The organism is Pirellulales bacterium, from assembly GCA_036267355.1.
GTDB lineage: Bacteria > Planctomycetota > Planctomycetia > Pirellulales > DATAWG01 > DATAWG01.
Map to the genome: position 1 here is coordinate 145,742 of DATAWG010000099.1, position 8,651 is coordinate 154,392.

Here is an 8,651-nt window from a genome sequence, read left to right on the forward strand (position 1 = left end):
GATAGCGGCATCGTGAATTCAGTCGGCATCAAGGCAAGCCTCATTTCAGCAGCCGCGCGTTGAGCCAATCGGCGTGGGCTTGGATATCGCCTTGGTCGGCGAAATCGACCAACAGGCTCAGGCGTTTGGCGCCCGCCAGATCGACCTTGATCGATTGCGAGGCTGTGCCGCCGCGGACGATGGGGCCGTCGTATTTGAGCGTCCAATGGCCGCTGCCGTCGTCGGTGTAAACGCGGAAAAGGGCGCTGCCGTGGCCGGCGGTTTGGTCGTCGATCGCCGTTTCAGCCGCGAATTCGCGAAATGGCTTGTCGAGCACATACGTCAGCCGCGATGCACTGTGCATCCCCAGGCCCTTCAAAAAAAGCTGCCCGCCGGCGCGAAGCTGCGTGCCGAGCACATTGCGGTCGGCATGCCATGGCCATTTCAGATCCAACAGCGGGATATATTGGTAGCTCGCGGGCTTCAGGTCCGAGAGATAGACGCAGCGGCCGCCCAACGGCTGGAGCGCACAAATGTCGTCGGCCGAGAGTTCCAGCGGTGGAGCGTTTGCCGGCGCGGACGCCAATGACACATGGGCTTTGACGTCGTCGAACGTCGTCGCCGACACCAGGAGCCGGGAGCCATCGGACAAGCCGAGCCAAGCGCGAGCGCTGGTCGGATGCGGTTTGGCGGCCAGCGCGGAATTCATCGCAAGGGCAGCGATCTTGGCGGTGCGCACTTTGAGTTCGCCGGCGGCAGTGCGAATGCGAACCACGTCGTCGGTCAGCGAAAGAAGTTCGCCGCTGATTGCGTCGCCGTTGACCAACAGCAATCGATCGCCCCCGGCGCCGGCGGTCGGCAGTTTGGCCAGCAGTGCATCGCCGCTTTGCGGATCGGCCGGCGGATGAAACACGATTCCGGCGATAATTTCCAGCGGCAATTTGACGCTGCCGCCGGACGACCAATCCAACAGAGCCCGCTGCTTGTCGATATCGGCGATGTCGGCAACGATGAGCGAGCCATCGACCAGCAAGACTTGCGTTTGGCCATGCGGCTCGGCCCAGCGTCCCCACCAGCACAAATCGGCAGCCGGCATTTGCTTTGGCGCGGCCGTGGCGGCGGGGCCGGCGAAAGTGAGCCGCCAATCGGCATCGACCGTGCGGAGGCGAGCTTCGAACGGAGCGCCATCTACGGGAACGGCGGTGGGCAAGTCGGCAGCCGCGGCGGCGGAGCAGAGTGCTGCGAGCAGGAAGAGAGGGGCGAGGGGAAGGACAGGGGTCAGGGGTCGGGGGTCAGGGGTCAGAATAAGAAGTGGGACGCGAGGCGGCATGGATGGATTAGGAATATTCCTTGCTGGCGCTGCGGGCTCGTGGGCGGGGGAGTTAGCGCTTTAAAATCGGATTTACCCAGACGGCCCAGGCATCGCCGTTGTCGCCGGCGCTGTGTACCTCGAGCTGCAGCACTCTGAAGTTTCCGACGGGGACATTGCACTCTTGGCTTTCTTCCGCCCCGCGGATCGGACGCGAGATCCAAAGGATTTTTCCATCGCCGCGGGCTTCGAAAGTGATCGCCGATTTCGGCTTCGCCTTGTCTTGCAATCCGACTACTGCCGTAAAGTTGTGAAACTTGCGATCGACCGTGAACGACACGGTCGCCTTGCCGTTTTCCGGCGGGGCCATCGCCAGCGCGTGCTTCACCGTCACGCCGCGGAACGAAACTGTTTGCGGCGACCCCTCGGGCAAACCGCTTGCCCCCTGCTTCCCGAGCGATCCGAGCCCCACCGAAACGTCTTGTTCCGGTAGATCGTCGAGATAAACCATTTTCACGGCGCCGAGTTCGACGCCGGCGTCTTCGCTCGACCGCTTTTCGGCCTTTTTCAAATCCAACCCGCTCAGGCCGGGCAGTGCTTCGTGATACCAGTATTTCGCCCGGGCAAACATTGCGATGACAAACGGGCTCTTATTGTCGCCGATCTTTTCGGCCGCGTTCCACCATGCGTCGCCGAGCTTGGCGCGGTCGGCGGCGCCCGTGGGAGAATCGGGGGGCGCATCCGGAGCGGCAGCTTCCATTCCGGCAAGCTTTTTCAGCGCCACATCGCTGCCGTGCGACAGAAATGGTAGCCCCGCTTTCCAGTCTCCCTTTTGAAAACATAGAAACCGGCCGACGATGAGGTTCGCGTCGGCATCGTCGGGATGCGCGGCGAGCTTCTGCTTCGCGGCTTTAAAATCCTCCGCGACATTCTGCATCCGCTGAGCTCGCGATCGGGCCTCGTGGGCCTGATCGCGCAGCAGTGGCTCGCCGACGGCATCGGCCATCATGGCGGCCACGTTTGCGATTTCGACCGCGGCATCGTAATGATCGGCGGCCAGCGCGTTATCGGTCATCGACAACGCGTGGGTAGCGACGTATTGTTTCTCCGGCGTCGACTTTGCCAGATGCGAAAGCTTGATCATCGCTTGGGCCTTCATATCCCACCCGTCGACGGCGAAGTATGAATCCAAACCGTCGATCGCTTCGAACGCCAGATCGGCGTCGCCGGCTTTGACGGCCAAATCCATCGCCTGCGTGCCCATCACGTAACGCTGATCGGCGTTGTCCTTGGTCTCGGAGGCCAGCTTGATCAAGCTGCGAACTAAATCGAGACGAGCGTCGGCCGTGAGCGCTTTGGCGTAGTCGTCTTTCAGCACGTCGCGCACCTGCGCGAGCGCCTTGGCTTGTGCCGCTTGGTCGGGGATGGGTTTTCGGGTTTCGGCCGCCGCTTCCGGAAGTTTCGGTGATTCTGGCGGCTGTTTGTGCGGTCGCGGCTTGTCTGGTTTGTCGGGATCTGGATTCGTCGCAACCGGCGGATGGATGGCCACCTCCGTTGGCGCGACATCGGGCGTCGAAGGCGGGTGCGGATTGCTGGGCGTATTCGCCGGTTGGATTTTTGGCAATGCCGGATGGGGGGGCGTTTTCGGCTTACCGGTCAACAACTCGTCGCCGGGGTGCTTTTCGACGTTCGTGCCCGAGTTGCTCGGATTCGCTTGGTTCGTGTCGCCGGCGCTTTGGCTAGTGACGACGATATATGCACCGATCGCGATCCCCACGACGACGACCGCTGCCACGATCCCGAAAATCGGCGTCTGCGAGCTTTTTTTCGTCTTGCGCGATGAATAGCCTGAAGCGCTCGATTTGAACGACCCGCGAGGGCTGAGCGGCAGCGGCTCTGGCTCCCAAACGCCGGTCTTTGGCGCCGGCGCGGGATTGTCGATAAAATCCAAGGGTCCGGCAGCAACCGGCTCCTGCACCGCCATGCGAGCCTCGGCCGACGAAGCCGCCGACGGTAGATCGCCCGGCGGAGCCGCTGGGGGCGCCTGCGGCGGAGCGGCCTTGGCCAGCTTTGCCCGCAAGCGGTCGTCATATTCCTTTTTCTTGTCGGGCCGCAGCAGACAAACCTTGGCGGTGGAAATCTGATTGAGCAGCTTCTGCGTAAGTTCGGCGTGCTGGCCCGTTTGCAACGATCGCAGATGCACCATCCGCTGGTCGGCAGCCGCTTCGATCACATCCGGATCCGTCTCGAACGGATTGATCGCCAACAACCGATAATAGTTCGGCGGCTGCTCGGCGGGCGGAATGCCAAGCCATTTGTAATATGGATCGAACGTCGCTGCCATCGGGCTCCCTCTTCCAGGCGCATGTTCCGCTTCCCCGCCGCGCCCGATCGGAAATTTGGTCGTCTGTTGCCATTATGCGGCAGCACTGTTGCAATCGCAAGACTCGCGAGCGCTTGGTTTCGGAGAAGCCAGATGCAACAAGGTGCGGAAGCGCAGGCTTGCTCTGGCGGCCTGTTCAGTCGATCGTTTGCTGCCGCCTGAGACGAGGGATGCGGTCGAAAGGTTCCCTGCCCTGGAACGCTTTTGAACCAAGCGCTATACTAGCATTGGAGCCGTGGTGCAAGGGATGATCGGCGGCGTTCGGGAGATGAGAAGCATGGACCGTGCCCACGCACGACAACGCCGAACGGTGCATTACAGCGGCCGTGTGCAGGGCGTTGGCTTCCGATTTTCGGCCGAACGTATCGCCGGCCAATACCAAGTCGCGGGATTTGTGAAGAACCTTGCCGATGGCCGCGTGTTGCTGGTGGTTGAGGGGGAAATCCCGGAACTGGATCGTTTTCTGGCCGAAGTTCAAGCGGAGATGGCCGGAAACATTCGCACCGTTGCGGTCGAGCCGGGAACCGCATCGAGCGAATTTTCCGAGTTTGGAGTGCGATATTGACCCCGCCCGAGGAAACTCTGCCGACGCCCGGTGCGTAGAGAAGAAGTTAGGTTTTGCCTCTAGACACTAGTCTGATGCGTAAGCGAGGCTAAGCTAGCCAGATGCGTTCGCGAGGCAGAGGATGCCTCAATCCTCGCTGACGCTTCGGGTTAGTGTGCCGCGTGGCACTCGGCCAATCCTCGCTGACGCTTCGGGTTAGTGTGCCGTGTGGCACTCGGCCAATCCTCGCTGACGCTTCGGGCTAGTGTGCCGCGTGGCACTCGGCCTCGTCTGCGAATCGCTCGTGACTTCGGTAGTCACGAACTCGACCGCGACTGCCGTTGCTCGGCGCAACAGGATAAGAAATAGAATGACTCTTGGCGGCGGAATGTTGCTCGCAGCGCTCGGCACCTGGCTGACGCCCCCTTGGCTGTTGGGCGTCGGCGCGGCGATTGGCCTGCTTGTGCTGGCGATCGGTTATGGCATTGCCATGGGTGTTTCGCGTCGGTCTGGCCTGTTTCTACATGATGCCTTACGCGAAGGCTTCTTGCGGCCGGTGTTGATCGTGGCCTGTGTGCTTGCGGTCATCGCGCTGGCGGCTTCGCCCGTGGTGCCGGTCAAAGATTTGATCCGCTCGATCACACGGCTGCCGCACTCCGGGAAAATCGCCCTCGCGGAAACGATTGCTCCGGGCGCCCAGGATCAGCGAGTGGCGCTCGACATCCGCCCGGCCGAGTTGAAATCGCTGCACATCGACAGCGATGAGGATGTGAAAATCTCGTTGATGCAGTTCGGCATCATCAAGCAGGCCCAGCAAGGGCATATCGAGATTACGGCCGGCGAGCCCTACGATTGGTCGCGCGCCAACAGCGAAAACAATCTTTTCTACGGGGAACGAAGCGATGAATCGATGATGAGCATTCGCAACTTGAGCGACAAGCCGGCCCATCTTCAGTTCACCGGCATGACGAGCGAGGAATTTCCGGCCGTGCAAACCGTGCCGCAAACGGCAGCGGCCCTGGTGGGGCTCGTGCTGTTGTTCCTGTTGTTCAAGGCGCTGGCGCCGAAAATTGCCGCCGTGGCTTTGGCAACCGCGCGCGAAGTGACAGTGCAGCCGCTATTTCAGATCGTGGCCGTCGTCGGAGCCTTTGCCCTGCTGGTGGTCATCTATATTCCCGGGAATACGTTTGGCGAAGACGTGAAGATGCTCAAATCGAGCGACGTCACGCTGATCAAGATCCTCTCGGTGATCGTGGCGCTGTGGGCGGCCAGTGAATCGGTCTCCGGCGAACTCGAAGGCCGCACGGCCATGACCGTGCTATCGAAGCCGATCGGCCGGCGACAATTCTTGATCGGCAAATTCGTGGGCATCATCTTGCCGGTGGCCCTGCTGTTCTTGATCCTGGGCTCGGCGTTTCTGCTCACGGTTTCCTACAAAGTGGTTTACGATGCCCGCGAATCGGCGAAGCTCGAGCCGAACTGGATCGAATGTTATCAGGCGATGATCACGTCGGTGCCGGTGCTGGTGCTGGCGTTTTTCGAGGCCGTCGCGCTGGCCGCCTTGAGCGTGGCCATCTCGACGCGGCTATCGGCCTTGGCGACGCTGATCATCTGTTGCTCGGTGTACGTGCTCGGGCACTTGGTGCCGATGCTGGTGGCGTCGAGCGCGAGCGACAGTTACGGATTTATCAATTTTACCGGTCAATTATTTTCTGCCGTGTTGCCGGTGCTCGACCATTTCGAGAGCGAAGCGGCTGTGGCAACCGATGCCGCCATCCCGCTGGTGTACATTGCTTGGGCCGGCCTCTATTGCCTTCTCTACAGCACGGTGGCTATGCTCGTCGGTTTGACTCTTTTCGAAGACCGCGATCTGGCCTGATGCGAGCAGCCTGTTGAAGACATCTTGCCGCCGGATGGCGTCTGCCATCCTCTGTGGGCAACCCACCGCGGGGCGCAGAAGGCACACGGAGAGTGCCTGCTACGATGACGGGGCCGAAGCCAGCTAGTTGCAGTCGCCGGATTGCTTGCGCGGCCGTCTCCAAGCAGAATGTCAGAGAGTCGCTGCGTTGACCGCTGGCCTTGATCCCGACATCTCTTCTCCGCTTGCTTCATGCAGAAATTTGGCTGGAACTCGTTCCACCGCACCCGGCGATTTGCGTCTCCATCGAGCGGCGCGAAATTTCGCCTGGCGGCGGCAAGCGTTGCCGCGGCGGTGATGCTCGTCCTGCTGTTGATGTTGCTCTCGGCATTGGCCGACTTGCTGGTCACTCGCGGAAGCTTGGAAGTATTTCCAGGCGAGCGGGCCGAGGCGCCCGCAGCGGCAGGCAACCCCGATCAGATCGGCCCGACAGTCGAATATCGCGATCGCGGCCTGCTGCCGCTCGTTTGGCGGTTGCGTGGGACGATGCTTGGTTCGTTCGCCGAGTGGTCCTACGATCATTGGTATGCTCTACGATCGAACTCGAAATGCCTGCTGGCGTTGATTGTCGTGGGTTGGAGTTTGGCGCTGGCGTATGGATTATCGCGCTACGGTTTGGAGCGCTGGGCGCAAACGGCAACGCTCGATGTCGTGCGGCGGTTGCGAAATGACCTGTTTCAACATTCGACGCGGCTTGGGGCGGGCGATTTGCTGCTCGGACAGCGGCAAAATGTCGTCGAGTTGTTCGTCGAGCGCATCGAAACGTTCGCCACCGGATTGGTCGCGTGGTATCGCGCGGTGCCGCATGCGGTATTAGTGTTGGTGCCGTTGGCAATCGTCGCGCTGTGGGTGGATCCTTTCTTGGCGCTCGCGATTATTCTGCTGGCGGCGTTGAGCCGGCTGATGTTCAACGCGCTTCGAATTCGCTCTCAGCAGCGCGATAAATATTGGGGCGATCGAGCGGCGCAACAGCGGGCCACCCTGGTTGAAGATCTGCGGCAGGTGCGATTGCTGGCCAATTTTGCGCCGATCGCCGATCAGGTCGGTCCGTCGTTCGAAACGCGATTAAACCAAGCGCATGCGGCCGCGGTTCGCCAGCACACGAGCCGGGCAGCCACTTGGCCAAGCGTCATCGTGTTCATTCTTGCCGGCGTGGGACTGAGCCTTTTGGTCTGCGGATGGAATGTGTTGCACGAGCCGCCGCGGCTTTCGCTTTCAGGCACGGTGTTGATGAGCGGCGCGCTGCTGGCGGCCGTATTTCCGATTTGGACGTTGCGGCAATTGTCCACGGCCCTCTCGACTGCCGAACCGGCCGCGGCGGAAATCATGGCTTATTTAGAGCGGCAACCCGCCGTGGGGCAAGTCCCCGAGGCCAAACCGCTAACGCGGCCGAGCCGCGATTTGGCGCTCGCCGGCGTTACGCTGGCCGCCGTGCGCGGGCATCGGCTTTTGGACGACGTTTCACTGACGATTCCATGCGGCAGCAGTATGGGAATTCTCGCCTCGGATCATGAAACGCCGCTGGCGATGGCCGGCCTTTTGGCCCGATTCTACGATCCCACCGCGGGCCGTGTTTTGTTCGACGGCAAAGACATTGGCCGGGCGACGTTGGCGTCCGTCCGATCGCTGGTCAGCCTGTTGTTGCCCGATCGCTTTTTGGCAACCGGAACGGTGACGGAGAATTTGAGCTGCGGCGATGCGCGGATTTCCGCGGTCGAAGTTGCGGATGCCGCGCGGCAAGCCCATGCCTATGAATTCATTCAGCGGTTGCCGCAAGGATTCGATACGATCATCGGACCGCATGGCTTTCATCTCGCGCCGGCAGAGCAAATGCTGTTGGGCTGGGCGCGCGTCGTATTGCGGAATCCGGCAATCATCATCCTGGGAGAATGGAAACAAGAATTCGATGCGGCGATGAGCGAACAATTGGCTGCCGCCGCCGCCCGAGCGATCGCCGGCCGCACGGTAATCGTCTTGGCTCGACGGTTGCCCACGCTGCGCGCCGTGGAACGGATTCTGTTGTTCCACCAGGGAAAGCTGCACGGCGACGGTAGCCACATCGATCTGCTCGCGGAATCCGAGCTGTACCGGCACTTGAACTACGTGCGGTTCAATGAATTTCGTAATCAAGTAAGCGGGGAGTGGTGAAGGCTCGAATGGCGGGCGACGCCACGTGGCGATTCAAGGGGGTCAGGCACATTTTCCGGCGGTGCGCCGATCGGCGATTCAAAGGGGCTGAAAAGGTGTCAGGAACCGTTTTTTCCGCTTTCTGCCCCGCCGGCTTGCAAATGAACCGCTTTGTGGAGCGCGTCGGTCTCTGTTTCTTGGTTCGAGTGGTCATCCCAGTATCTCCTATTTGAGGGTTGGGCAAACTCCTCAATAGAAGCGCTGGGACGGTCCTTTTTCATTGATTTAAAGGATTTTGGGGACATACCAGGGGACGCAGCTCTTTTTCACGACTGATCGTCGGGCGGGTTCTTCGGCGGGCAACAGAAACGAGCTGCGTTCTGCTGCGTCC

General features: G+C 61.1%; 5 protein-coding genes. 3 read left to right on the forward strand and 2 right to left on the reverse strand.

Annotation, left to right across the window (positions count from 1 at the left end; genetic code table 11):
* Positions 1–40 precede the first annotated feature (40 nt).
* Together VHX65_15935 and VHX65_15940 are read right to left on the reverse strand one after the other, a co-directional pair.
* Positions 41–1,189 carry an NPCBM/NEW2 domain-containing protein gene (locus tag VHX65_15935; GenBank protein ID HEX4000043.1) on the reverse strand — a complete coding sequence of 383 codons (1,149 nt, stop codon included), beginning with the start codon at positions 1,187–1,189 and terminating at the stop codon, positions 41–43.
* 172 nt (positions 1,190–1,361) lie between these two features.
* A complete protein-coding gene (locus tag VHX65_15940; protein HEX4000044.1) occupies positions 1,362–3,632 on the reverse strand; it encodes an NPCBM/NEW2 domain-containing protein in 2,271 nt (756 codons plus the stop codon).
* Between the two features lie 316 nt (positions 3,633–3,948).
* Between VHX65_15940 and VHX65_15945 the strand changes: the two genes are divergently transcribed.
* The 3 genes from VHX65_15945 (at position 3,949) to VHX65_15955 (ending at position 8,281) form a co-directional block, all read left to right on the forward strand.
* Positions 3,949–4,236, forward strand: coding sequence for an acylphosphatase (locus VHX65_15945; protein ID HEX4000045.1), 288 nt, complete (start codon positions 3,949–3,951; stop codon positions 4,234–4,236).
* 349 nt (positions 4,237–4,585) lie between these two features.
* Positions 4,586–6,094 (forward strand): ABC transporter permease subunit, encoded by a 1,509-nt coding sequence (locus tag VHX65_15950; GenBank protein HEX4000046.1) that lies wholly within the window; start codon positions 4,586–4,588, stop codon positions 6,092–6,094.
* A gap of 231 nt (positions 6,095–6,325) precedes the next feature.
* Positions 6,326–8,281: an ABC transporter ATP-binding protein gene (locus tag VHX65_15955; protein HEX4000047.1), complete on the forward strand. Its 1,956-nt coding sequence runs from the start codon at positions 6,326–6,328 to the stop codon at positions 8,279–8,281.
* Positions 8,282–8,651: the final 370 nt, after the last annotated feature.

Excerpts from the sequence above, each read along its gene's own strand:
- VHX65_15940 (HEX4000044.1), bottom strand. The coding sequence starts at position 3,632 with ATGGCAGCGACGTTCGATCCATATTACAAATGGCTTGGCATTCCGCCC.
- VHX65_15945 (HEX4000045.1), top strand. The coding sequence starts at position 3,949 with ATGGACCGTGCCCACGCACGACAACGCCGAACGGTGCATTACAGCGGC.
- VHX65_15950 (HEX4000046.1), top strand. The coding sequence starts at position 4,586 with ATGACTCTTGGCGGCGGAATGTTGCTCGCAGCGCTCGGCACCTGGCTG.
- VHX65_15955 (HEX4000047.1), top strand. The coding sequence starts at position 6,326 with ATGCAGAAATTTGGCTGGAACTCGTTCCACCGCACCCGGCGATTTGCG.